This is a genomic window from Arthrobacter sp. Y3224198, assembly GCF_059090025.1.
In genome coordinates this window covers 212,985-236,532 of the sequence record NZ_JBNHFG010000002.1, presented here as the reverse complement: position 1 = coordinate 236,532, position 23,548 = coordinate 212,985, and the positions used below count along the sequence as shown (strand labels likewise).

Annotated in this window: 23 protein-coding genes and 1 pseudogene; 11 read left to right on the top strand and 13 right to left on the bottom strand. The window is 62.0% G+C overall.

All coding sequences use genetic code 11. From position 1 onward, the window contains the following. Positions 1 to 1,207, bottom strand: a 1,207-nt coding sequence (locus AC5RUF_RS02380; protein ID WP_494129587.1) for a DUF3375 family protein, incomplete at its 3' end; no start/stop codon positions are given. Between the two features lie 320 nt (positions 1,208 to 1,527). Here AC5RUF_RS02380 and AC5RUF_RS02375 point away from each other — a divergent pair. From AC5RUF_RS02375 to AC5RUF_RS02365, 3 genes are all read left to right on the top strand, one after another. Continuing rightward, positions 1,528 to 2,145, top strand: a complete 618-nt coding sequence (locus tag AC5RUF_RS02375; RefSeq protein WP_494129586.1) for a hypothetical protein — start codon at positions 1,528 to 1,530, stop codon at positions 2,143 to 2,145. Continuing rightward, the gene (locus tag AC5RUF_RS02370) at positions 2,145 to 3,602 is read left to right on the top strand and encodes an LYR motif-containing protein (protein WP_494129585.1); all 1,458 of its coding nucleotides are present in this window, start codon (positions 2,145 to 2,147) and stop codon (positions 3,600 to 3,602) included. The genes AC5RUF_RS02375 and AC5RUF_RS02370 overlap by 1 nt, the downstream gene beginning before the upstream one ends. 82 nt (positions 3,603 to 3,684) lie before the next feature. Next, positions 3,685 to 4,656 carry a YaaC family protein gene (locus AC5RUF_RS02365; protein ID WP_494129584.1) on the top strand — a complete coding sequence of 324 codons (972 nt, stop codon included), beginning with the start codon at positions 3,685 to 3,687 and terminating at the stop codon, positions 4,654 to 4,656. A gap of 693 nt (positions 4,657 to 5,349) precedes the next feature. On the opposite strand, the gene AC5RUF_RS02360 is transcribed toward AC5RUF_RS02365, so the two are convergent. Beyond that, positions 5,350 to 5,472 carry a hypothetical protein gene (locus AC5RUF_RS02360; RefSeq protein ID WP_494129583.1) on the bottom strand — a complete coding sequence of 41 codons (123 nt, stop codon included), beginning with the start codon at positions 5,470 to 5,472 and terminating at the stop codon, positions 5,350 to 5,352. Between the two features lie 35 nt (positions 5,473 to 5,507). Beyond that, positions 5,508 to 6,044 carry a hypothetical protein gene (locus tag AC5RUF_RS02355; RefSeq protein ID WP_494129582.1) on the bottom strand — a complete coding sequence of 179 codons (537 nt, stop codon included), beginning with the start codon at positions 6,042 to 6,044 and terminating at the stop codon, positions 5,508 to 5,510. 1,813 nt (positions 6,045 to 7,857) lie between these two features. Between AC5RUF_RS02355 and poxB the strand changes: the two genes are divergently transcribed. Then, positions 7,858 to 9,576 (top strand): ubiquinone-dependent pyruvate dehydrogenase, encoded by a 1,719-nt coding sequence (poxB, locus tag AC5RUF_RS02350; protein ID WP_494129581.1) that lies wholly within the window; start codon positions 7,858 to 7,860, stop codon positions 9,574 to 9,576. An 857-nt stretch (positions 9,577 to 10,433) separates the two neighbouring features. On the opposite strand, the gene AC5RUF_RS02345 is transcribed toward poxB, so the two are convergent. Both AC5RUF_RS02345 and AC5RUF_RS02340 read right to left on the bottom strand, forming a co-directional pair. Beyond that, positions 10,434 to 10,622: a hypothetical protein gene (locus AC5RUF_RS02345; protein WP_494129580.1), complete on the bottom strand. Its 189-nt coding sequence runs from the start codon at positions 10,620 to 10,622 to the stop codon at positions 10,434 to 10,436. A 29-nt stretch (positions 10,623 to 10,651) separates the two neighbouring features. After that, a complete protein-coding gene (locus tag AC5RUF_RS02340; RefSeq protein ID WP_494129579.1) occupies positions 10,652 to 11,245 on the bottom strand; it encodes a TetR/AcrR family transcriptional regulator in 594 nt (197 codons plus the stop codon). A gap of 97 nt (positions 11,246 to 11,342) precedes the next feature. Here AC5RUF_RS02340 and AC5RUF_RS02335 point away from each other — a divergent pair, with 97 nt between their 5' ends. Beyond that, positions 11,343 to 12,182 carry an SDR family NAD(P)-dependent oxidoreductase gene (locus AC5RUF_RS02335; protein WP_494129578.1) on the top strand — a complete coding sequence of 280 codons (840 nt, stop codon included), beginning with the start codon at positions 11,343 to 11,345 and terminating at the stop codon, positions 12,180 to 12,182. A gap of 40 nt (positions 12,183 to 12,222) precedes the next feature. Here the strand turns inward: AC5RUF_RS02335 and AC5RUF_RS02330 are convergent, their stop codons facing one another. Further along, positions 12,223 to 12,843 (bottom strand): TetR/AcrR family transcriptional regulator, encoded by a 621-nt coding sequence (locus AC5RUF_RS02330; RefSeq protein ID WP_494129577.1) that lies wholly within the window; start codon positions 12,841 to 12,843, stop codon positions 12,223 to 12,225. A gap of 208 nt (positions 12,844 to 13,051) precedes the next feature. On the opposite strand from AC5RUF_RS02330, the gene AC5RUF_RS02325 reads away from it, so the two are divergent. Continuing rightward, positions 13,052 to 13,933, top strand: coding sequence for an SDR family oxidoreductase (locus AC5RUF_RS02325; RefSeq protein WP_494129576.1), 882 nt, complete (start codon positions 13,052 to 13,054; stop codon positions 13,931 to 13,933). A 138-nt stretch (positions 13,934 to 14,071) separates the two neighbouring features. Further along, on the top strand, positions 14,072 to 14,329 hold the full coding sequence (locus tag AC5RUF_RS02320) for a PLDc N-terminal domain-containing protein (protein WP_494129575.1): 258 nt from the start codon (positions 14,072 to 14,074) through the stop codon (positions 14,327 to 14,329). 25 nt (positions 14,330 to 14,354) lie between these two features. Here AC5RUF_RS02320 and AC5RUF_RS02315 read toward each other — a convergent pair whose 3' ends face one another. Then, a complete protein-coding gene (locus tag AC5RUF_RS02315; RefSeq protein ID WP_494129574.1) occupies positions 14,355 to 14,639 on the bottom strand; it encodes a hypothetical protein in 285 nt (94 codons plus the stop codon). Positions 14,640 to 14,879: 240 nt separating this feature from the next. Between AC5RUF_RS02315 and AC5RUF_RS02310 the strand changes: the two genes are divergently transcribed. Both AC5RUF_RS02310 and AC5RUF_RS02305 read left to right on the top strand, forming a co-directional pair. After that, positions 14,880 to 15,362, top strand: a complete 483-nt coding sequence (locus AC5RUF_RS02310) for a GNAT family N-acetyltransferase (protein ID WP_494129573.1) — start codon at positions 14,880 to 14,882, stop codon at positions 15,360 to 15,362. Positions 15,363 to 15,388: 26 nt separating this feature from the next. Then, positions 15,389 to 15,922: a GrpB family protein gene (locus AC5RUF_RS02305; RefSeq protein ID WP_494129572.1), complete on the top strand. Its 534-nt coding sequence runs from the start codon at positions 15,389 to 15,391 to the stop codon at positions 15,920 to 15,922. Between the two features lie 6 nt (positions 15,923 to 15,928). Here the strand turns inward: AC5RUF_RS02305 and AC5RUF_RS02300 are convergent, their stop codons facing one another. The 4 genes and pseudogenes from AC5RUF_RS02300 to AC5RUF_RS02285 all read right to left on the bottom strand — a co-directional run bounded on the left by AC5RUF_RS02300 (position 15,929) and on the right by AC5RUF_RS02285 (position 18,613). Continuing rightward, the gene (locus AC5RUF_RS02300) at positions 15,929 to 16,696 is read right to left on the bottom strand and encodes an SCO1664 family protein (RefSeq protein WP_494129571.1); all 768 of its coding nucleotides are present in this window, start codon (positions 16,694 to 16,696) and stop codon (positions 15,929 to 15,931) included. Then, entirely contained in the window at positions 16,696 to 17,250 is a 555-nt protein-coding gene (locus AC5RUF_RS02295) for a DUF3090 family protein (protein ID WP_494129570.1), read from the bottom strand. The genes AC5RUF_RS02300 and AC5RUF_RS02295 overlap by 1 nt, the downstream gene beginning before the upstream one ends. A gap of 9 nt (positions 17,251 to 17,259) precedes the next feature. Next, positions 17,260 to 17,967 carry a histidine phosphatase family protein gene (locus AC5RUF_RS02290; RefSeq protein ID WP_494129569.1) on the bottom strand — a complete coding sequence of 236 codons (708 nt, stop codon included), beginning with the start codon at positions 17,965 to 17,967 and terminating at the stop codon, positions 17,260 to 17,262. 55 nt (positions 17,968 to 18,022) lie between these two features. Beyond that, positions 18,023 to 18,613, bottom strand: a pseudogene (locus AC5RUF_RS02285) (recombinase family protein). A gap of 215 nt (positions 18,614 to 18,828) precedes the next feature. Here AC5RUF_RS02285 and AC5RUF_RS02280 point away from each other — a divergent pair. Then, positions 18,829 to 19,827, top strand: coding sequence for a hypothetical protein (locus tag AC5RUF_RS02280; RefSeq protein WP_494129568.1), 999 nt, complete (start codon positions 18,829 to 18,831; stop codon positions 19,825 to 19,827). Between the two features lie 248 nt (positions 19,828 to 20,075). Here the strand turns inward: AC5RUF_RS02280 and AC5RUF_RS02275 are convergent, their stop codons facing one another. Beyond that, positions 20,076 to 21,086, bottom strand: a complete 1,011-nt coding sequence (locus tag AC5RUF_RS02275) for an NAD-dependent epimerase/dehydratase family protein (RefSeq protein WP_494129567.1) — start codon at positions 21,084 to 21,086, stop codon at positions 20,076 to 20,078. Between the two features lie 720 nt (positions 21,087 to 21,806). On the opposite strand from AC5RUF_RS02275, the gene AC5RUF_RS02270 reads away from it, so the two are divergent. Beyond that, entirely contained in the window at positions 21,807 to 22,109 is a 303-nt protein-coding gene (locus tag AC5RUF_RS02270; RefSeq protein WP_494129566.1) for a cupin domain-containing protein, read from the top strand. 138 nt (positions 22,110 to 22,247) lie between these two features. Here AC5RUF_RS02270 and AC5RUF_RS02265 read toward each other — a convergent pair whose 3' ends face one another. Beyond that, complete coding sequence (locus tag AC5RUF_RS02265; RefSeq protein ID WP_494129565.1) at positions 22,248 to 23,522, bottom strand: MFS transporter; 1,275 nt, start codon at positions 23,520 to 23,522, stop codon at positions 22,248 to 22,250. Positions 23,523 to 23,548: the final 26 nt, after the last annotated feature.

The following is a 23,548-nucleotide window of genomic DNA, read 5'->3' as shown; positions in this document are numbered from 1 at the left end:
GGTCCGCGCGCGGGGTGCGGGCCGAGCGGTGGATGTCCGCCTCGGTGAACTGCGGCGGTTCGGGCAGGGTGCGCGGGGCGGCGTGGTCTTCGGGGTTGTAGACCCGGACCATGCTCAGGGACTCGAAGCCCGAGCCGTACAGCTGCGGCGCGGGCACGACGGCGGCGCGGCGGCGTCCGCGCGGGGCCTTGTGGATGGCGGCCTCGGCGGCGCGGATGAGCTGGCGCAGCTGCACCGATTCGCGGTACTCGTCGCTCTGCACGTAGGTGTGCATGGATTCGGAGAGACGGCCGTAGATCCGGTGGATTTCGGTGGCCTGGTCCCGCATGTCGCTGATCAGCCGGTACAGGCTCTGCCGGTCCTCCGGGGTCAGGTTGTCCGCGAAGTCCCGTTCGAGGACCTCGGCGATGGCGGCGCGGAATCGGGCCTGCTGGTCGGCGTCGTTCAGGAAGGCGGTGAAGCCCTCATAGGTGCGGCCTTCGGCAGTGCTGCGCAGCTTTTTGTCCGCTTCGAGGATTTCGCCCATGGTCAGGCCCTTGGCGGCGTTGGATTCCACCATTTCCTGGCGCAGGTTGTGCAGCATCTTTTCCAGGCCGTCACGCATGCGTTTGAAGTCGGCCGGCAGGGCGGCGGCCAGATCCAGAATGTCGCGGGCGGCTTCGACGGCGGTGTCCTCCGGCAGCGGCGGGGGAGCCTCTCCGGTTTCCAGGGCGCGGATCATTTCCTCGCGGCGGGCGACCTCTTCCTTAAGCACGGCGATGCGTGCGGCCGGGTCCGGGTTGGATTCCTGGGCGAGGTTTTCCACCCGGTCCAGCAGGGTGGCCAGGCGGGAGGAGTTCAGTGAGGTTTTGTCGCTGCTGAAGCCGTCCAGGTAGGAGAGGAAGCGGGCGGAGGATTCGGTGAGTTCGTAGACGAACTTCCCGTCCGCGCGGGGCCGGGCGAGGAAGCGGCGGGCCACCCAGTCATCGGCGTAGTTCCGGCCGGTCCAGTCTTCGCGCAGCTGCATGCCGTCCATCCGGAGGCAGGTCAGGAAGCTGTCCGTCATGGCGTGGAAGTCGTCCAGCGGGACCCGCGGGCGGGTGCGGGTGAAGGCTTCGCGGAAGAGGGCCAGCACCCAGGCGTTGGCGTTGGTCAGTTTCCAGCCGGGGGCCGCTTGGAGCCGCTGCAGTTCGGCCCAGCGGGCAACGGCGTTCTCGATGAAGGACATTCTGCGCTTTCCGCCCGTGCGGTGGGGTGAAACGGGCCTCCTCGATTTTAGCCGGGTGGGGGAGCGGGGTGGGTCAGGAGCGGGTGCCAGGTATGCCGTGTTTATCTCCGCAGTGATTGGGACCGCACAAAAGAGTCCGGCCATTGCGACGCTCTTACCTTTAAGGTCCTTGCAGGCGGGTGTGCCACGGGATTTCATTCACACGAAAGTTCGCAATACCAAGCTAGGAGGAGTCGCGCCTTGGGATACAGTGCAACGGGACCGACGGTACCGACGCGTGTCCTGTCATATAAGAACTGCTAAACGGGTTAGCATGTGGCATGCCAGTTGAGCAGATTCCCACCCCCGGTGAGGAGCAACAGATAAAAGGCGATGAAGGTACAAGGCGCGCTAAGTTGTGGCTAGAGGCAACGACGCGGGTAAGTACCAGCTACGCCAATACGGATGACGCTGGCCCCAAAAGGCTTGCTTTCACGTGGCCCGGTAATCAAAAGGCTTATTCTTATGATCTGGGAGGAACCTTTCGCGGAGCTCCTTACCACCATCAATCGTTCGCCGCTGAATGCAAAAATTATGACCTTCCCAGGGATCAAGGGACGCACTTTGATAAATTTCTGGCCCAAACATATTGCACTATCGATAAGCATTCGCGGTGGATCGAGCACTTTCTCTGGATAACCTGGTCACCGTTTCGGGTTGGAGATTGGAACCAGTTATATTCTGAGCATAAAATTCGTGAGGCTATTCTGGCAAATAAGCACCGAGTCTTTGGTGTGGATACTGATGATGAGGCCCTTGCTCGCATTGACGAGGACGTCGTTCGCGCAGTTCGCGATTCAATCTGGGTAATTGTTCTGCATGAGAAACAAGAAAGTCTCGTCATTTCCAAGGAAGATCGAGCCGAGCTAATGCGGCTTCAACTAATGAGGGAACCGTAATGTCGGAAACGAACAAATGGCACTCAGACGCTTCAATCTCGTCGATCAAAAATGCAGTTGCACAGCAGTTCTCAGACGCGGATAAGACAGTCCAAATTCAGACCACTGAATACTTTAATAATACCTTCTCTCCAGACATGATTTTATCATGGCCTCATGAAAGCGAATCGAGGCATATATATCTAAGGACCAATAGCAATCCAAGGTATCTTCTGGAAGACATTCGATTGCTCGAAACAGACAGAGCGATGTTGGTTCCAATTTCTAGCTCCCAATTGGAGCCAGCCGGTGAGGGGCAGTTGGATGACCCCGTTCCGGTACGAGAGCTTCAATCGGTATCGTCGCAGCGGAATGTTCTCGTCGCGCCGTATGACAGCCTTACGAGCTTCGCTGACAGCGAGGGCGTCAGTTCGTATTCATCGCTTATATCGAAGGCGGTTTTTCAAGGCGGGAACGGGCTAGTTCGGGAGAAGCGGGCCTTGGATGTGGTCGAGGCTATATCTACCGGGTTCGAAAGGGCGAGCGAAGCTGATCCTCAGGACATTGAGCAGGCCGTGAGCATTGCTCAAGATGTGTTGGACACGCCGCGCACAAACTCGATTACGAGTTTCCTTCAAGCTATCTGGATCGCTTCAGGTGGGACGAGCGATAGCTTTCCCGTCCCGGTGGCAGCAACACCGAACCTGACCCAATCAGCGCTCTCATTCTTGCTTAACATGGAAGAGATTGAGGATGAAAAGTTTTGGTCGCGAATCGCTCCCAGTATTGATTTACCTGGCCTTATTGCAACCGGCTATGAGGGCGCGTCTGCAAACCTCCAACGGTTTATGTCGTCGGTGGCGAGTAGCCTGAGGGCCAAGAACTGTCGTGTTTCCGGACGGGACCAGGTTGTGGATATTGAGCTGGCAGACGGGTACCGTTGGCTGCTCGCAAATAGGAATTTGGGTTTCAAAGTTAATGAGGACGACTTCCTGTTCTTCTCTGGTGATCGGGTGGGATCTCTAACGGTTCCTGGAAAGCCTGCAGCGCTGTCGGTGGAGTCAGTCGTGCATCGGGCTACAGGTGCGGGAGTGCTTATTAGATCTCTGTCGGTGGCTGGTGCAAACGCACGTATTAATTACGAATCGTCTGAGAAGGAAGGGATAACGGATGCCGATCAACTAGAAGGCGTCACAAGCGACTTAGGGGAAGCGGCGTTCGTCACGTCAGCTGCTATTTCGGTTGGCGCCTCCGCCCGTTTGATTCACTGCAACATGGAAACTTCGACGGCGCATGGACAATCGAACTCGTTGTTCTACCTCAATGAGTTGGCACTCAATGCCTTGCCATTGATGGTTGAAATCGACACCGATTCTCTCGATGAAGTGACAAAGGTATTTACTGAACGGGATAAGGTTGAGGAGGAGCCTGAAGTCGATAAAGATATGGAACCCCGTCCCGTGGTTGAGTCAGAGTGAGCTCTAAGGTAGAGAAGGCCAGTCCGTCAAGGTGGATGTGGGACCTTACTGGCGGCTGGTCTGGATCGGTCATACTGGGAGGATGCCGAAGCGTTTTTTTGAACTCGAAAGTGACTCTGCCGATGAATCCTGGCGGCGGATTCGAAAGCTGAGGGCGACTCCTCCTAGCCCAATGCCCGCTGGGCGCCATGAGTTATTTACCAGCTCCCTCGAGCAAGCCCAGCAGCAGTTTGATGCAGCCGCTCATGTAGGTGTAGAGTCCCGCGCTCTCAATCTCTACTATGGAATTTCACAAGCCGGCCGAGCTATATCGGCGGCACTTACTCCAGATGGGCCCGGGAACTCGCCTGAAGTTAGCGGCCATGGGCTCAAGTTAGTTAATCTCAAGGGAGTTCAAGCGAGTACCTTCTGGGATATTAAAATTCGTGGGACGAGCGGTGCACAGAGTTCATACGGTCGGCTTGCGACCCTCTTAGATTCCGACACTCTTGCTTCGCCGATTAGCTTTGGCTCACTTTGGCACATGATTCCAGAGCTTTGTCTGGACTACCCGGTGGGGCGGTACCCCGAGCTTAGATGGACGCACAAGCCCTACACGAAAGTAGGGGGGGTGCTCGACCCTAACGCTTTCACGGTTCAGATCACTGCTGCCGAAGCACATAACGACGCCGAGATACTGCGCCGCATGTATCCCGATCTCGTTGGGGCTGAGCTCGTGCGTTTTGGCGGAGGCTCATACAATGAACGCGAGGATGGCACGAGGACGGATGAGGCGTTATTCACCTCCTGCGGACGCCTGCGATTACGGAGATTACGCAATGACGTTGTGCTAATGCCTGCCCATATAGATGGCGCGAGGAGCCTTGATCCGCTTCTTGCGTGGTGGGTACTTCTTTATGGCCTGTCAATGGTGACGCGGTATGAACCGGTGAGCTGGACACGAATTATCGACATAGATCGCTCTCCTATAGCGGTGCTACTCGAAGCAGCGCTTGAAAAGGCCCTCGAAGCCGTTCCAGCTCAGTTATACGCATCTCTCGTAAGCACACAGTAGAAGAAAGCCCTTGGGACTGACATCTCTTGGTTTAAGTCTGGTTGGTTCGACCTCGCCTTGACGCTGACCCGTTGTGCCTATGACGAACGGTGGTTCGTTCATCTGTTTCTGGGTATTGGACGTCGACGAATCACATCGAGTGGCAATGCAATTTCATTACCGATCGTCCCACGGTGTCGTCATGCTCTCATAGCCCGGCAACAGATTCGCTGCGATGGTCATCCAAGAGCCGCCATGACACGAGAGCAGCGGCCACGGCACCGCAAACATCCCGTCGCTCACAGCGGAAACCTCCCGGCGGGGCGGAACCGTACTTAAGGTGCGGCAGGCGAAGCGAACTTCTCAGCCCATGCAGCTATACCGGCGCCGGCACAGCTCGTACCTGAAATCCTGCAGGGATATGGTTTACGCCCGCGACTTTTGGCTCTAAACACCTCGCAGTCACAAATTGTGCGCGGCTTGTGCTCGCTGCAGTGGAAGCGTGCCGTGTGTCCGCCTGACTGGGAGGTTGTGGTCACCCTTGCGGCCGGCCGACACGCCAGCACGGCCGCTCACCGAGTACCGGAGCGTCTTCATGATTGAGGGCAACGATCCACCTCGTCTCTTCCTGAGCCTCGAGGTCTTTTCGCGTGGCGGCCCCAGTTCCGCTGCAATCTGCTTCTAGCCGTTTCCCTGTGGAGCTGGACCCTTCCGTCACCTGGCTGACTGTCCCGTAGCCACCAGGTACACGGTGCTGTTCCGGCCGAGCACCTCGGACACCAGGTAAGTGCTGACCTTTGCGGGGCACACGCCAAGAATCATCAGGTTGCATCTCATCACCTGCACCGTAGACAGTGCCTGCCCGAATGAAGTCACCAGATGTACGTATAGCCCTGCTCTCGAAGGGCCGGTCCCAGATTTGTCCGAACAACTTGCATTGTCTCGCTAACTCTGAATAATCCTGCTTGGGCAAGTGCGTGAACAGCGGTGGGGTCGGCTTCAGGTTGCTGCATTGGGGCTGGCATGCGAAGAGTAGTGACCCCGTCTTCGCTCGAATAAATACCCGCCGTCGGGGCCGTATGTTTAACGGACTGGGGGCGTCGGCGATGGAAGTCCATGCCCCGTCGCTCGTCTAAGGACTTGAAATCCGGGGATGACTGGAGGCCGATAACTGCGGTAAGCAGGTTTCCAAGCGGCCCTTTGCCAGCCGCTTTGATTTGGTTTTCAAAGATCCGGGACAGACTATTGAGAGTTCCCCATGCTTTTCGACCGTCATCACCCACCGGATACTTGTTTCCTGTGGGATCAATCTGCTGTGCTATGTCGGGATACAGAAGCAGGAACCGGAGCGTCAGATTTGCCAAAGAATGAGCTGCCCCGAGGGTGAAGTAGGCGGACATCTCCGCCATCGCTCTGATACGTAGTCTGTATATTAGTTCGTCTTGGGGCGCTTTACGTGCCTCAGCCATAAGCCGCCGCGAGTCGAGGTCCCCGGTGAGGGCCAGGCCTATCTGTTCTCCGATGGCTCCCATTAGCCCGTGAACCTCAAGGACACGATTTGGGTCTTTGGGTGCTAGTGGGGGATTTCGAGGGATTTCGTGCGGTACACCGTCAAGGGTGTAAGTTCGGCGAATTGGACTCGGCATCATGAGATTTGCAGCGTCAGCCGCGATGGAGCTCCTGTGCTGCCAATTTACGGATTCATCGGCTACGAGGTCATCCATTTCCGTTGGGGTATCTGGAGGTAGTTCCACTTGACCCGGTCGGAAGGACGTGAGCACTAGACCGGAAGTATGTTTGTCAGCCACATCGTGTAGCTTGCCACAGTCAACTGTGTGATGGGTGCCCTACCGGCACGCAGATACCAGTTGTACCCAGCCAGACGGCGGAAAGCATAGCTCGTTGCTCGGTAAGCGCGCACCGAGGAACGGGTCGTGATGAGACCTCAGGCTGTTGCTGGCGACGGAAACAGACAATGGCTCGCGATGCGAAAACGCTGGTGGTTGTGAGCTTTCACCTGCCCTAGCTGTTTTGGCTATGAGCCGATTGCTGTCCTCGGGCTGCCAGAAACGTGTGGCCGTAACTCTGTTCGAATTCCTAGTTCGGAACTAGGTCTGGCAACCGCATGGTTTCCTTGCTTCGTATCGCTTCGCCGATTGCGCTAAGTGCATTTGCAAAGAGCGTGAGTAGATCCCTAATCTGACTGCTGCCCTTCAGAAGCCGTTGAATGCCTCCATCTAATGGTCGAAGCCCTCTCTGTCTTCCAGCCGCCACGGTGGCGTGGGACTTCATATGAGGGGAGTTCACGAGGGGGACGAGGCTTTGTGTATGTTGTAGTTCCTTCCGGCTAGTTTTGCTTTTCGGGCGGAGACTTCAGTCCGCGATCAGGGCGGTGTGGCGTCCTTGGTAACGATCGTGTTCCTGCTCGACGGCCATAAAGTCCTCCGTGGCAATGAGGACTTCGGCTATAGCTTGCTGTTCTCTAGCCAGCGATGCCTGTCTGCGCTGCTCAGATATCTATGCCTATCCGCGATGCTCCGTTGCTCTGGTATTTGGCGCAGCAGTAGATCTCGCTGCTCGCTTAGTGCCTGGTCCGCATTTCGTTGCTACCCCTCCATCTGCTCACGGGCGATAGCGTGAGCTCGCGGAAGAAGCTGTCGTCCAACAAGCGCTTTCAGTCAGATGTCCTGGCTGCGGAACAGTTGCGGACTCTAAGGGTGGCGGTAGCGCGTTGGCGTGCAGAGCTGGGGACCGACGAGATGCAAAACGAACTCTTGCTCTGGACCAGACTCTTTGATCGGGCCTCGAATCTACTCAGGGCGCAGGTGAGGGGCGGCGAAGAGGGGAACGGCATCACCGTCGCAGCCGCTCTATCGGATGCCATGGCGGCAATTTCGGGCTGCCCTTTCCAGGCAAAGAGCCGATCGGCCAGCACGCGAGTTCTTGTACAAACACCTCTTGAACAGACGGGCGGAGATCGAAACTACTCTTGGATCGATCGATGGAGGAAGCTGACTTAGGATCATCCCTCCGCCTCCCGTTCGTGATCACCCCCGGCGTTGAACCGATTTGAACCGACTCGAGGTCGTCATTGTCCACGAGCGTAGGGGGATGCTCGTGGGAACGTGAAGCCAACCCGGACCCGCCCCACCCCTCTAGCCCCGCCCGATCCCGCCGCCTAGACTGACGGGGCCGTCTGAGCGCGCCGAACGGAGGAGCAGCATGCCCACGATCGCCGGGACCGTCGTCCACAACCTCGCCGCCAATGGGATCCAGCGGATCTGGGGAGTTCCCGGCGACTCCCTGAACGCGGTGACCGAGGCCATCCGCCGGGAGAAGGGCATCGAGTGGATGCTCACCCGGCATGAGGAGGAGGCCGCGTTCGCTGCCGCCGGGGAAGCGGCGCTCACGGGCGAGCTCGCGGTATGCGCAGGCAGCTGCGGCCCCGGCAACATGCACCTGATCAACGGGCTCTACGACGCGCACCGAAGCCGGGTCCCCGTGCTCGCGATCGCCTCGCACATCCCGAGCGACGAGATCGGCAGCCAGTACTTCCAGGAAACCCGGCCCACCGAACTGTTCCGAGACTGCACGGTCTTCTGCGAGATGGTGCTGAGCCCGGAGCAGATGCCGCGGCTGCTGGAGATCGCCATGCGCACGGCCATCGAGAAGCGGGGCGTCGCCGTGCTCGTGATGGCCGGCGACACCGCACTGGAAGACGCCGTCGACGAGCGCGTCTTCACCGTCCGCCGCACCGATCCCGTCACCGTGCCCTCCCCGGCGGAGCTGCAGGAGGCAGCCGCCACCCTGAACTTCTGCGGGAAGGTCACGATTCTGGCGGGCGCCGGCGTCGAGGGGGCACGCGAGGAGGTCCTCGCCCTCGCCGACGCACTTGGCGCACCGATCGTGCATGCCCTCCGCGGCAAGGAATTCATCGAACACGACAACCCGTTCGACGTCGGCATGACCGGGCTCCTGGGCTTCGCGTCCGGCTACCGGGCGATGGAGGACTGCGACGCGCTGCTGATGCTCGGCACCGACTTCCCGTACCAGCAGTTCTACCCGAAGCACGCGAAGATCCTGCAGGTCGACATCCGCGGCGAGCAGCTCGGCCGCCGCGTGCCGCTCACCCAGGGCCTGGTCGGCGGGGTGCGCGAGACGGCCGAGGCACTGCTGCCGCTGCTCGAACGCAAGTCCAACCGCGCCCACCTCGCGAAGTCGCTGGACCACTACCGCCGCACCCGCAAGCAGCTCGACGACCTGGAGAAGCAGGGCCCGGGCGCCATCCACCCGCAGCACCTGGCCCACTTGATCGACGAACTCGCCGCCGACGACGCGGTCTTCCTGCCCGACGTCGGCACCCCGGTCATCTGGGCGTCCCGGCACCTGCACATCAGTGAGCGACGGCGGTTGATCGGCTCCTTCTGGCACGGCACCATGGCCGCGGCGACCCCGCTCGGCCTGGGCGCGCAGGCGGTGGACCGGAACCGGCAGGTGGTAATCCTCGCTGGCGACGGCGGCCTGGCGATGATGCTCGGCGAGCTGCTGACGGCGGTGCAGCACAATCTGCCGATCAAGATCGTGGTGTTCGACAACGCCGCGCTCAGCTTCGTGGAGGTGGAGATGAAGGCGGCGGGCATCGTCAACTTCGGCACCGGGCTGCAGAACCCGGACTTCGGCAAGGTGGCGCAGGCGGTGGGGATGCACGGCGAAAGCGTCAGCCGGCCGGAGGACCTGGAGGGTGCCCTGCGCCGGGCGTTCGAATACGACGGCCCCGCACTGGTCTCCGTCGCGGTGGAGCGTCAGGAACTCTCCATCCCGCCGAAGATCGACGCGAAGCAGGCCACCGGCTTTGCGGTCTACGCGTTGCGCACGGTGATTGCCGGCAACGGCCGCGAACTCATCGACCTGGCAAAGGCCAACGCGCGCCAGCTGCTCTGACGTGAACGCTTCGGGCAGGGTCTCATTGCGGGCACGTAACGAGCGTAAGAATCCCAGCCGCCGGCTGCCCACGCTACTGGGCTAGCAGGAGCCGGTTAGACGGAGCTGAAGCACCCGACGATCAGCACGGCGCGGACGGTCACATGGTCAGGGTTCGGGCCGTAGTCCGCCTGCAGCTAGCGTGGCAGGAGAATGCATGAGACCCGTGGCGCTGTCGCGTTATCAATGAAGGGCCGGGGTGCACCTTGAACGCACCCCGGCCCTTCGTCGGTAGTTCTAGTGGAGAAGCATCACCAGCTCACCGTCGCTAGGAGGAGGGCTGCTCCTATGAGAGTGCAAACCAAGGAAGCCGCATAATATTTACGTCGTTGCGATGGTGTACCTCCCCTATGGGAGGGAAGAACTGCGAGCGATAGTGCCGCGAGGCACAAGAGTGCAGCAGGGATTAGATACCACCAGATCACGGCTGTGTCGCTCCTGTCACCTTGCCAATACCTTTACCCACGAGCCCTCCAGCAACGAATGCTCCCGTTCCCACAGCACAGGCGGCCCCTACGTCTCCAAGAGATGTTGACTCCCCACGGCGGGATAGCGCTATTGACATGATGATCCCCGAGAAATCCGAGACTGACGCGGAGGCTGATTGCTCCGGTGAGTGCACGGTAGGCCCGGGGAGTACGGCCTGTCTCTAGCGTATGGATACCTGTCTTTGTGAGGTAACTACGCGTCCCAGCAGCATTCGAGTTCCTGATGCGAACGCTAGGTGGACCGAGCCGCAGTGCGCGCGGAGTGATTGGTCGTAGACCATGGCTGGGGCCCACCTCGACTGCGCGCTTCGACCCTTCATCGATTTCAAACTAAGTGATCAGCGCAATGACTACCAGCAAGGCCGCAGCAGCCACGAGTGCGGTGAAGATAGTCCATTGCTTTCTGGTCAGCGAAGCGTTCTTGATCGTTCCGCCCCGAATGATCGGCACGTAGAGCGCGACCATGGCCCCGCCCAGCACAACAGCAGCAAGCAGCCCTAACCAGAGATCAGTTGTCATGCAGGAAATGTACCTGCGCTAGACGGCAATCATGACCCGGAACGCACCGCCGCCACCGCACGGTCGTAGAGCGCGTCCAGATCTTCCGAGCCGCCTCCATGAACCCACAGTTCGCCGGCCACGTCCAGGCAGGTAATCGCACTCGCGACAATGGCAGCGGGTGCCGGGTCTGACGCGTCGTCGTCGGCGAGCCCGAGACGCCGGCGGATGTTGGGCACCAGCAGCGACTGCCAGTGCAGGTGCTTCTCGATGCTGCGCGCCCGCAGCGACGGCGTGCCGTACATCATCTTCGCGATCTTCAACGTGACGCCGGGTTCGACGGCGAGAGCATCCACCGCGTGCAGCGCCTGCCGCAGTGCCTCCCACGGCTCCACCGTCAGGGGAACACTTTCCAGCGCGTCCCGCATCAGTTCGCCCTGGTGCGCCAGGCCGCCCAGCACAACGTCTTCCTTGGTGCCGAAATACCGAAAGAACGAGCGCCGCGAGATACCCGCCGTCGTCGCGATCTGATCGATCGTGGTCTGCTCGAAGCCCTGGTCCAGGAACAGCCGCATGGCGGTGCTCGTAATCTCGGCATACGCCGCCTGGCGCGATCGCTGCCACAGCGTCGATTCTTCGGTCACGGGTTCAGCGTACCTCAATGACTTATTGACACTCAGTGCCAGCAAGGCATACGGTCGCAGCAATGCGCCACCCACCCCGGGAACATTGGAGCTCCCCATGCCGGTACTGGACTTTCCGAACCACACCATCCTCATCACCGGAGCGTCATCAGGCATCGGTGCGGCCTTTGCCCGCGCATTGGCGGCCCGCGGAGCCAACCTCGTGCTGGTGGCCCGACGCCGGGACCGCCTCGACGCCCTCGCCGCTGAGCTGACGAAGGCTCACGGCGTAACCGTCACCGCGATCACCCAGGACCTGGGGTCGCCGTCGGCGGGCGCCGAGCTTTCGGCAGCGGTTGCCGCGGCGGGGCTGCAGGTCACGGGGGTCATCAACAACGCCGGCTTCGGCACGTTCGGGGACTTCGTCGAGGAGGATCCCGACCGGCTGGCGCAGGAAATCGCCGTCGACATCAGCGCGCCGGTCCAGATCAGTGCCGCGTTCCTGCCCGGCATGGTGAAGGCTGGCAGCGGTTTCCTGATCAACGTCGCCAGCATGGCCGCGTACACGCCCACCCCGCGGATGGCCGTCTACGGAGCAGCCAAAGCCTTCGTGCTGAGCTTCACCGAGTCCCTGTGGGCCGAGACCCGCGGTACGGGCGTCAGCGTGTTCGCCCTCTCACCCGGCGCTACCAGCACGGAGTTCAACGCCGTCGTCGGCACCGACGACGCCACCGCGGGTGCCCGGATGCGCACGCCCGACGACGTCATCGCCACTGCCCTCGCTCACCTGGCCCGGCGCAACCCGGGCCCGAGCGTGATCGACGGCCCTCTGAACCGGGTCAGCGCGGCCGCCGCCCGGATGGTGAGCCGCCGCGCCACCGCTGCGGTGATGCATCGCGTGACCGATCCCGCCCGCCGCAAGCGCACTGACGACCAGGAAGCAGGCGTCCGCCCCTGAGCGCGAGATGAGCCAGTCGACATTAACGGGCAGCCGGAGGTCAGTCGGCCTGCCGCCGCAGGAGTGCCTGCCGGTTTGAAGCGATGACCTCGTCCGACAATTTGGGATCGGCTGCTGCCACGGCGCGGGAGATGACGAGGGCTCCCACCATCTGGCTGAATAATGCGATGGCCGCTTCCCGGGCGTGCTCGGGCTCCAGCGCATCCCCGGACTGCTCCGCAGCGGACAGGAGCAGATCCGTAATGGCGCTGAGGTAGCCGTCCAGGCCGCGGCCGTACTCCCTTTGCGCCTTTTCGCCGTGCCGGGCCGCGTCCAAGACCAGGGCGGCGGATGCGCAGCCAGCTTCGGGGTGGTCGCGGTGGAAGGTCGTCAGATAACTGTTGACGATGGCGTTCAGGGCCGCCGCGGGGGAGTCCTCGTTCTCTGACACCATGCGGTCGACTTCGCCCAGCGAGTCGGTGAAACCCTGATGCAGGACTTCAAGGGCGAGGTCCTCTTTTGACGCGAAGTGGTTATAGAAACCGCCGTGGGTCATGCCGGCCGAACTCATCAGCTCGTCAATGCCGACTGCGTCGATGCCGCGCGCCCGGAAGCGCTCGCCGGCAGCCGTGACGATCTTCCCGCGGTTCCGGTCCTTCTGTTCCTGCGAGATGCGTGGCATAACGCGTTCCTTCCCGCCGGATCTCTCCGGGACTGCCAGATGGAGCACCCGGCCTTTGACATTTATTGATGACGTATGACATCTTTCCACAGATGACGTTCGTCATCAATAGCCTCGTACCTGTCCGCACTGCGCAAGCAGGACTGACCGGATCACCCCGGTGGAATCACCAGCAGGAACCAGTCAGAACAATCGAAATGGAAACACCATGAGCAAAATCCTCGTCACGGGCGCCACGGGAAACACCGGCCGAAAGACCCTGCTAAAACTGTTGGATCGCCGTCCGGCCAGCGAACTCGTCGGGTTGGTCCGGGACCAGGCCCGGGCCGCGGACCTCGCGGCGCAGGGCATCGAGATCCGCCAGGGCGACTACTTCGACTCCGCGGCGCTGGTCCGTGCGTTCACCGGCGTCGAAAAGGTGCTGCTTGTGCCCTCCCCGGCGTTTACCGACCGCAGCACCCAGCACTACAACGTCATCACCGCCGCGAAGGAGGCCGGGGTCCGGCACATCCTCTACACGCCGATGATCCGGCCCGAGGGCTCCGACAGCTCGATCCCGGAAGTCACTGCTCCCGACCTGTTCACCCTGCAGGTGCTCCGGGAATCCGGCCTGGATTACACGATCGCGGCCCACCCGCCGTTCACCGAGAGCCTGCCGAACTATATCGGCGCCAGCGCGGTCGAGTCCGGCGTCACGGTTCCTGCCGGCACCGGCAAAGTCGGGGCAGCCACCTATGACGACCTCGCTGAAGCGCAGGCGGTTCTCCTCACCGAGCCCGGGCACGAGAACCGGAGCTACGCACTTCACGGCACCCCCGCGGTCTCCTTCGCCGACATCGCCGCGATCCTGTCGGACCTGCACGGGACCGAGGTCGCCTATTCGACCGTCACGGAAGAGCAGTACGTCGCGCAGATGCTCGCCGCCGGCCTGCCGGAAGCCGTGGCGGACTTCCTGCTCGCCTGGGTGCGCGGGATCAACTCGGGCGAATGGGACCACCCGAGCGGTGATCTGGACAAACTTTTGGGGCGCAGGCCGACGTCGGTGCGCGACTACCTCCGCGATCACTACCCCGCCCCGCAGCAGCGCTGAGCGAACGCTGTTAAGGAGCGTCCGACGTCGGCCGCCGGTACCAGCCCGAACGCACCGCTGCGGGCGCACCGTCGGAGGTGACCGCCTAGGGTGGGTGCAGGCCGCGCGTACGTGGGGCGCACAAACAAGGGGGTTGCGATGCTGGCATGGACCGCGGACGAGGGAGCAAATCCGGTCATTCCCACTCATTGGGAGTTCACCGTGATCGGAGTGGGGGTGCTCGCCTTGGTCCTCTTTGTGCTGGTTCTCATCGACATTGCACGCTCGCGCCGCGTCACCGGCCCGGCCCGCGCGGTATGGGTGCTTGTGGTGCTGGTTTTCCCGGTGGTCGGTTCGCTTCTGTGGCTCCTTGTTGGCCGCCGCAATAACGCGTCTATCCGTCCTCACGGACAGTGAATCGAGCGGCGCAAAGGTGCCGGACTCACCATGCGCCGGAGGAAGTGCCCCCTGTCGGCATGGTGTCCGCGCGGTTTTCCGCATGGCGGATCACCAGGGACGCTGTCACCAGTGCGATGGAGAGCAGCACGCAGGACGCCAGCACCGTCAGGTAGGCCAGCGACACCAGCACGGCCACAGGCGCCGATTCCCACATTTCGGGGAGCTGAAGGAAGTTGCTGCTGTCGCCGAGGCCGAAGTTCCGGTTGATGAACGGACCCAGCACAAGCAGGGTGATGGCAGCCAGACCCAACCGCATGCCGAATCTCATCGCTGAACTGGCCAATGCCGGACCGGACATATCGTTCCTCTCCAAATGACGTTGGCCGCATATAACCCAGGTGCCTGGGCCTGAGTATGGGTGCAGTTTGCAGGAGGATCAATACGTGGCCGCCCGGCCCGATCTGCCCGGAGCGGTCTGGTGTGGCATCTCGCCAATCCGGTTCCCGACGTCGTCGTACCCGTCTCGCCGTGGGCCCCGTTCGGCGGACCCACCCTCTAGAGTGTTCGGATGACTCTTGAACTGCGTATGATGCCGGCCGAAAGACTCCCCGCCTGGCTCGAGGAAACCCGCCGGAACTACGAGCAATCGCGCATTGAGTCAGGTGAAGCCGCGGAAGTAGCGGCGCACAAAGCGCGGGTGTCGATGGCGGCGTCTTTCCCGGACGGAAAGATCGCGCCCGGCCACCTCGTGTACGACGTCGTCGCTCACGAAAACAACGGAAAGTCCACGATCGTCGGGTACCTCTGGATCTCCCAAACAGAAGACAGGGCAGACGCGTGGTGGGTTTCGGATATCGAGATTCATGAGGGCCACCGGGGCAAGGGCTACGGCCGTGCCGCAATGCAACTGGCGGAGACGGCCGCTGCCGAACAGGGCGCTGCGACGCTTGGCCTGAATGTGTTTGGCTACAACACTGTGGCCCGTCACCTGTACGAGTCCCTTGGCTACGAGACCGTTTCCGCGCAAATGCGAAAGCCGGTGGGGCGGTGAAAAACCGAAAACCGCGGCGCCCGGACGTGACGACTCTGGAGCTGATCGGCGGTCCCGAGCGGGTCGAGGTAAGCCTGTACAACTACGACGCCGGGTGGCCGGACCTGTATCTGGCGCACCGCCGCCGGATCGAGGCCGCCCTGGCGCCGGCCAGCGCGCAGATCGAGCACATCGGCTCGACGTCGGTTCCCGGCTTGGCCGCAAAGCCGATCATCGACATTGTGGTTGCCGTAGCGGACATCACCGCCGAAGAGGACTACCTCGATCCGCTCCTCGCCGCCGGATATGAACTGCGGGTGCGTGAACCGGGACATCGCCTGGTGCGCACACCGGCCCGTGACGTGCACGTGCACCTGTACGGGCAAGGCGATCCTGCTGTGGAGGAATACCTCCTCCTGCGCGACCACCTGCGGGCAAACGCGGAGGACCGTGCCCTGTACGAGGCCACCAAGAGAGCACTGCTCAGCGGCCAGTGGGACGACATGAATGACTACGCCGACGCGAAAACCGACGTCATCCTGGCGATCAAGGCACGGGCACGGGCAGCCCGGCGGGCCTAGGCGAAGCTAGAACAACGGCCAGGGAACCGCCGGCATGTTCCCGCTCGGAGCCGGAAACTCACCGGCCGCGCGCAGCCGGGCGCAACGGGCGGCAAACGCCGCAATCTCCTCAGCGGTCAGCAGGCCCGCCAGCTGCGAGCCCAGCTCACCCTGCAATCCCTCCAGCACCCGGTCAATGCCCTCGAGTTCCTCGGCGCTCAGCTCCTCGCCGATCCAGCCCCACAGTACGGTGCGCAGCTTGTGTTCCTCGTGGAACGTCAGGCCGTGGTCGACGCCGTACCGGTGCCCGCCGGGCATGGCCAGGACGTGGTCGCCCTTGCGGTCGGCGTTGTTGACCAGGATGTCGAACACCGCCATCCGCCGCAGCGCCGCAGTGTCCTCGTGGATGAGCGAGACGATCCGCCCGGCGTCGTCGGAGCCCTGCAGCACCTCTTTCCAGCCGCTGTCCGGCAGGTCATCGGCGGGCACCAGGTCTACCGGGGCCTGCGCCGGGTCGGTCTCCTGCCAGAGCTGGACCATGCCCTCACCGAACTGTCCGTCCCGTAGCCAGGTGCGCGGCACAATGTTCCAGCCGAGGACCTCCGAGACGAGGTAGGCGGCGACTTCGCGGTGGGCGAGGCAGCCGTCGGGAAAGTCCCAGAGCGGCTGCTCGCCGGTAATCGGTTTGTAGACCACCGCGGCATCGCCGATGCTGCCCAGGAAGGTGGCGTTCGACGCCGTCGTGAGGCGGCCGGTGAGCGTCAGCTCGTCGGTGACCAGGTCCGGGACCGGCATCAGGACTCGGGGAAGGTGCAGGTGTGCCCGTCAGGGTCGATCGGCTGCCCGCAGATTACGCAGATCGGCCGGCCGGCGCCCACCACCTCGCGGGTGCGCTTGGCGAAGGCGCGGGCGGTGCCCACCGGCATCCGCACGCGCAGCAGCTCGGAAGGATCGGCGTCTTCGTCGTCCTCGAGGAAGCCGTCGTCGTCCTCGTCCACGTCCTCAAGCGGGTAGGCCTCGATGACGACCTGCGCCGTCGTCGGATCCCAGCCCAGGCTCATCACGCCGGCGCGGAACTGTTCCTCCACCGCCTCGAGATCATCATTGTCCACCAGCTCGAGGGGCGTGCTGGCGGGGACGTGGAAGGGGTTGCCCCCGGCGGACATCAGCTGGTCGAGGATCTCGTCGATCTTCTCGGCAAGCTGGGCCGACTGCAGCTTCTCCAGGGCGATACTGACAATCTGCTTCCCGGTGCGCACCTGCAGGTAGAACGTGCGCTGGCCCGGGACGCCGACGGTGCCGACGACAACGCGGTCCGGCCAGTCGAACTCATGAACGGTTGTAGGCATGGAACTACTCTAGGCTCCTTGGGCCGGAGGCGCCGTATGTCCTGCGCCACCGCCCACCGGCGCATCCTCGGCCGGAGCGTGCGCCGCCAGCCAGGACAAGTCCCCGCCGTCGGTGTTGGAGGCCAGGACGGTGGGCCGCCCGGTGCCGTAGTGCACGATCGATACGGATGCCGGACCCACGTGGAGGCGCTGGAACATATCCAGGTGCATGCCCAGCGCGTCGGCGAGGACCGACTTGATGATGTCGCCGTGGCTCACCGCCGCCCACACCGCTCCCGGCCCGTGCTCGGCCTCGAACGCGGTGTCGTGCCGCCGGATCGCGGCTACCGAGCGGGCCTGCATCGCGGCCATGGACTCGCCGCCGGGGAAGGTGACGGCGGAGGGCTGGGACTGCACCGTCTTCCAGAGTTCCTCCTTCGCCAGCTCCTCCAGCGTACGGTTCTGCCAGGCGCCGTAGTCGCACTCGGTCAAACCGTCCTCGACCGGGGTGTGCGGGGTGCCGGCCTGGCGGTCCAGGATGAACTGCGCGGTCTGCTGGCAGCGCTCCAGCGGGCTGGACACCACGCCCACCAGGGGGACGACGGCAAGCCGGTCTCCGGTGGCGGCCGCCTGGTCGCGGCCCACAGAGTCAAGTTCGACGCCGGGGGTGTGGCCGGCCAGCAGCCCGGAGGCGTTGGCGGTGGTGCGGCCGTGCCGCACGAGGATTACTGTTGCCATCCCCCCAGCCTAGTCATGCGGGCGGGGGAGGGGTGCAGGATCGCTGGTGGGCGAGCTAGCAGCTGCTGCTTGGAGGGGTGACCTGCACGACCCGGTACACCGTACTTCGGGCAACCTTGAAGATCTCGGCGATCTCCGCCGTCGTGTGCTGTCCTGCCTTATATAGGGAGACGAGGTGGGCTTCCTGGAGCTTGGACAGTTTGGGCTGCTTGCCGCGGACCCTGCCCTTGGCCTTGGCGACCTGCATGCCCTCGCGGGCCCGGGCCCGAATGTGGTCCGAATCGAATTCGGCAACCATGGCCGTGACGTTGAAGCGCAACCGGCCCACCGGGTCCGAGGGATCGTGGATGGATCCGCCGATGCTAGAGCTTCACGTTTTCCTTGGGGAGTTCTTCGATGATGTCGCGGGCGTCGGGCAGAGAGCGGGTGAGACGATCGAGTTTGGTGAGAACCAGCGTGTCGCCGTCGCGGACAACGGCCAGTGCCTGGCGCAGGTCGGGCCGGTCCCCCGGTTTGTGCCGCTGAGCCCGTGGTCGGTGTAGATGTGATCCTGCGGTACACCGAGGGTGGATTGCTGGTTCTGCTGGGCAGTGAGGTCCTGTTCGTTAGACGAGACAAGGGCGTAGCCGATCATTAGGGCGTTCATAGGCCGAACTGTGGCGCTTAGCCAACCTTCATAGGGCATTTTGGCGGACCGGGTATACGCGAATTTACCGGATCAGGCCCGCGGCGGCTCGTCCGTGGCAGCACTCGGTATCAGGGACCGCGAAGGGGGACCGGCTCACGGGACGCGCGGCGCCTCTACAGCTTGAGGCAGCCATCGCAGGGGGTTTGTCAGTCCTTCGTGTGAGACTGTGAATCGTGATTGAGCGAGCAGTGAATTTTGAGCGCCCCCGCGGGATGCGCTGCGGCACTTGTCAGTATGAGTGGCAAACGGACGACGAGTGGTTGGACCGCTTTCACCAAGCAAAGGAAGCCTGTCCGGAATGTCGCACCGACTGCCAGGTTGAGGATCGGCCCGACTTCTGGGTCGTGCAAGACGACTCCTCGCATGATGACTCAAAAGTGCGTGACGTCTATTGGTACCACTCGTCAACGCACGCAAACTGGCCGGACCGCACCTTCGACCCTACGGCTCGTCTGACGGATGAGACCAAGCAGAGATTCCAAAACATCGGCACCGATGGGCTAGCACTGGAGCGCTGGGCTCGAGGTCAGAAGACCAAGGCACTGCACCTCGGAACGTACGAGGCGGCAATCGAGAACATGCTTAGGCGGATGAAAGATCAAGACAGCGCCGACGAGCAGTTTTACCTGTATCGGGTGCGCCTCAGCCCCAACGCTGCCATTGAACCCGGCGTGCACAAGGAACCCACGGACTGGGTCGGCGACGTGCAGTTAGCCAACGTATGCGCCCCTGACGTCAACACGTTCCGCTACGTAAACACCCACGAGGACCCGTCAAGCGTTTCTCTCGCGGTCACACCAGATGCGATCCAGGCCGTAAAGGGTATCCCCATTCCCTTGGCAGTCGATCGAGCACATCCGTGGGTAAGTGCCGCAGCGGCGAGATTGCTAAAGGCGGCGTCCCTGCCGGCCCCTGAGCCGAAAACCAAGTTTGAACGCATGCAGCGGCACAGGCCCTCAGCGCTTTCTATTGAGGCGTCCAAACTGGAAGATGAAGTCGCTGACGGGCTGCCGTTCGGGCTTCGCGACAGGTTCCATCGGTACTTTGATGAAAAGGACCTGGCTGCAGAGCCAGCTGCATTCCCGTCGAAGTTGATGGGTCTGGCTGCACTCGTCAACGATCCACTCCGGGTTCTCGGAATGCTTGATACCGTACCGTGGCGAGAAGCCTGACTGTGGTTTGACCTAATGCCCCACGAGCCGGGCACTCAGGACTCGATCATCTTGCGTCGAAGACAGACAACGAAACCTCAGCCGCCGAACATACTGCTTCTAGCACCAAGTCGACTCCCCTCTCGATGCCCGGTAAGGGATCCATTCCCGGCCACTACCGCCACCGTTCGTCAGTCGCCCCTAACGATGCGTGCTGGCAGCCGCCAAAGGGGCGGTTCAGGAAATAGCCGAACGTGGGAGCTGCTGCTTTAGCGGACTAGTCCTGCTTTGGTCAGGGAGTTCAGCAACTGGGTTTCTTTCGTATTTGTCAGTCCCGACCGGGGAGTCTCGTCAGAGCCCAGGGGCGGTTCTTCAAGCAGAATGTCGCTAAGCGTGTCCTGTAGCGGACGCAGTTCAAGTCCGGCGTCGATTGCCCGCTTGTTTGATCTCGCATTCATGCCATGCCACTCGGGATCGACGAGCCAGAAGGGCAACGACCCTTCGCCTGACCATTCATTCACGCCTTGTTGCATGAGCCATTGTTCCGGGGCTGCGACGACCGGCCCTTGGTGCCCGGCAACAGAACGGGTGATTTTCGTGTGTTCGTGGAACGGCAGAGGAGTGCCGACGGCGTTAAAGATGCCGCTGGTGCGATTTACTGCCAAACGTACCAGCCATGCGGCAAGGTCGCGGACGTCGATCATCGCCGTGGGCAGCTCCGGTGTGTCCGGTACGAGGACGGCGCCGGGCTCGTTCGAAGGGCTGGCGAATCTGCGGACCCAGTAGGTTGTGCGCCCTGTCGGATCGCCGGGACCACCAATCAGTCCCACCCGGGCAATTACACTACGGTTCGAGCCAAATGCTGCTAGCACTTCATTCTCGCAAGCCACTTTGGCGGGCCCATAGTCATCAGGTGTGGCTATCCTGTCGGCTTGGAGGGGAGGCAAGCGGAGGGAATCTTCGTCCGCGCCTACCTCCTTTTGGGATGCGTAGACATTTCCCGTAGACACGAAAATGTATCGGTCAGCGGCCTTCTCAAGATCCCGGACAGACCGTCGCACAAATACTGGCTGGCGGGCCACATCGATTACCGCCTGCCACCGACCCTTGGCTAGTTCCTGCAGGGCATGGTCGTCTTCACGATCCGCACGAACGAGACGGACGCCTGGCGGTACGCTATCCCCGCGAGCCACACACGTAACCTCGTGGCCCATGGCCAGCGCGACCTTTGCGACGGTGAAACCGAGCCAGGCTGTTCCACCCAGTACAAGAATTCTCATGGGACGACAATCACAGTTCTGAAACAGGAAAGCATTCGTTTATGCCGTCGGCACAACGAAAACGACGTTTCAAATGCGATCCACTGGTTAGGGGTCGCCACCACCCGAACGTCGTCTTCGTAGATATGTTGATCGCCGTACCGAACCCTGACCATTTCGCTTTAATCCGGGAAACGAGGTTCCTCCCCCCCCCAGATCTCGCACTGAGCCCTGTTCGCAGCGGCCATACCGGGCCGGCTGGCGCTAATCGAACCTCGCGCTATGCGTACTCCTATAGACGACCCTGTCGCGGACGATCGTCCCCGCATAGTGACCGCTCGGATCATAGACCCTTGCCCAGGTAGATGCCCGAGCGGGAGTAAAGCCGATCTCCCTGCAATCGTAGGGGCCGGCCATTCTTCGTGTAGAGGTAGCTCATGCTCCCAATTCAGCCATGCCGGTCTGACAAAAAGCATTCGCGGCTCGCTGCGTCAGTTCCAAGGTGGAAAGAACCGTCTGAACTACCTGTCACGCGAGCCGGTGACGGGTCCGGTCAACGATCCCTTGCGGGACAGTCCGATCTCGAAAGTTGATGACGTGGCGCTCCTATCACCGGCGGGTCGGTTCGTCGTATGCGTGTCTTGGGCAGATCATGGGCCAATGACTTCTCTCCACGGAATCGATGTCGCCGCTGAGTTGCGGCAGGTCCACGCCCATTGAACCCCACGGGTCATTGGGCGCGTGAACGATCAGTACGTGAAGGTCGCGAAGCTGCTCGGTGAGCTGGTCTGGCACGCCCACGACGCCGAGGACGAGATGTTCCTCGTCGTCTCCGGCCGGCTACGCATCCAGCTGCCCGATAATGAGGAGGTTGTGCTCACGCCGGGCCAGTTCTACGTCGTTCCCCGCGGGGTGCAGCACAACCCGATCGCGGACGAGGAGGTCGAGATCGTTCTGATCGAAACCGTCACTACCGCGCACACCGGCGACGTCGTCGTGGAGGGCACCGTTCCGGTCGAGAGGCAGGTCGGCGGGTTCCGCTGATCTGCACCTGACCCTAGGGCACCGCAGTGGACGCCAGTGGCTGGTGCCTGCGAAAAACCGTTCGCTTCGAACAAAGGCCCCATTCCGCTGCTCATCGACAGCGGAATGGGGCCTTTTGGGTTCTTGGACGGTCGGAACCTAGGGCTGGTTGTAGCGTGTTCGCACGAAGAACAAACCAACAAGGGAAATCACGGCGATAGCCATGTAGTAGAAGCCGGGTGCGCTCAGCGATCCGGTGATATCCAACAGCCAGGTCAGCACCAACGGCGCAATACCACCCAGCAGCGTCACACCGACGTTATAGGTGACTGCCAGCCCGGTTCCCCGAATTGCTGCCGGGAACAGCGAGGAGAGCAAGGCAGGAAGCGGCCCGAAGTAGAACGCCATAATCACCCCAAGCAGGCCGATGACGCCCACAAGTGTTGGGACCGATGGGTTGGTGACCATGAGCTGGAACAGCGGCCACGCCAGAAGCAGCGCACCGATTGCCGCATAGGTCATCACCTTCGCGGGACCCACACGGTCCGCCAGGTGACCAACAAACGGCACGCCCGCGAGGGTCACCAGGCCGGCCACCACGCCGCCGAGGAATGCCGCGGTTGCCGGGATTCCCAGGTTTGTCACGGCAAACGTCGGCATGTAGAGGATCATGTAAACGGAGATCGTGGCAACACCAACGCAAGCCGAAGCGGCAAGCAGGCGCCCGTAGTGGTTCACGATCAGCGTCTTGACCGGCGAGGATTCCTTTTCACTTTGGATGAACTCTTCGGTTTCCGAGAGCCTGGCGCGGATGTAGAGGCCCACCGGACCAATCAGGAGGCCGACGAAGAACGGCACCCGCCAGCCCCAGCTGTTCAGTGCCTCTTCGGAAAGCCCTTCGGTCAGGGCGAAGCCAAAGGCTGAGGCCAGCAGCATCGATGCGCCCTGGCTTGCCACCTGCCAGGAGGAATAAAACGCTTTCTTATGCGGCGCAGTCTCAATCAGGAATGCGGTTGCCGTGCCGAATTCTCCGCCTGCAGAGAAGCCCTGGATCAGGCGTGAGAGCAGGATGATGACCCCGCCCCACATGCCGACCATGGCATAGGTGGGCGCCACCGCCATAATCAGCGTGCCGACCATCATCAACAGCAGGGTCAGGGACAGTGCGCTCTTGCGTCCCTTGCGGTCCGCGTAACTACCCAGCACCAGGCCGCCCAGGGGGCGGACGAGGTAGGAAATCGCAAAAGTGGCAAAGGTGAGGATCAGCGCGAACACCGGATCTGAGTCCGGGTAGAAGTTCTTGGCAATGACGGTTGCGAAGGTTGCGTAGACGATGATGTCGAACCACTCGAGCGCGGCACCAATCGAGCTGCTGATCACCGCCTTCTTGGCATCCCGAAATTGTGTTGCGGTTATGGTTGGTGGTGCGCTCATAAGGTGCTCCTGGTGGGCATAAGGGT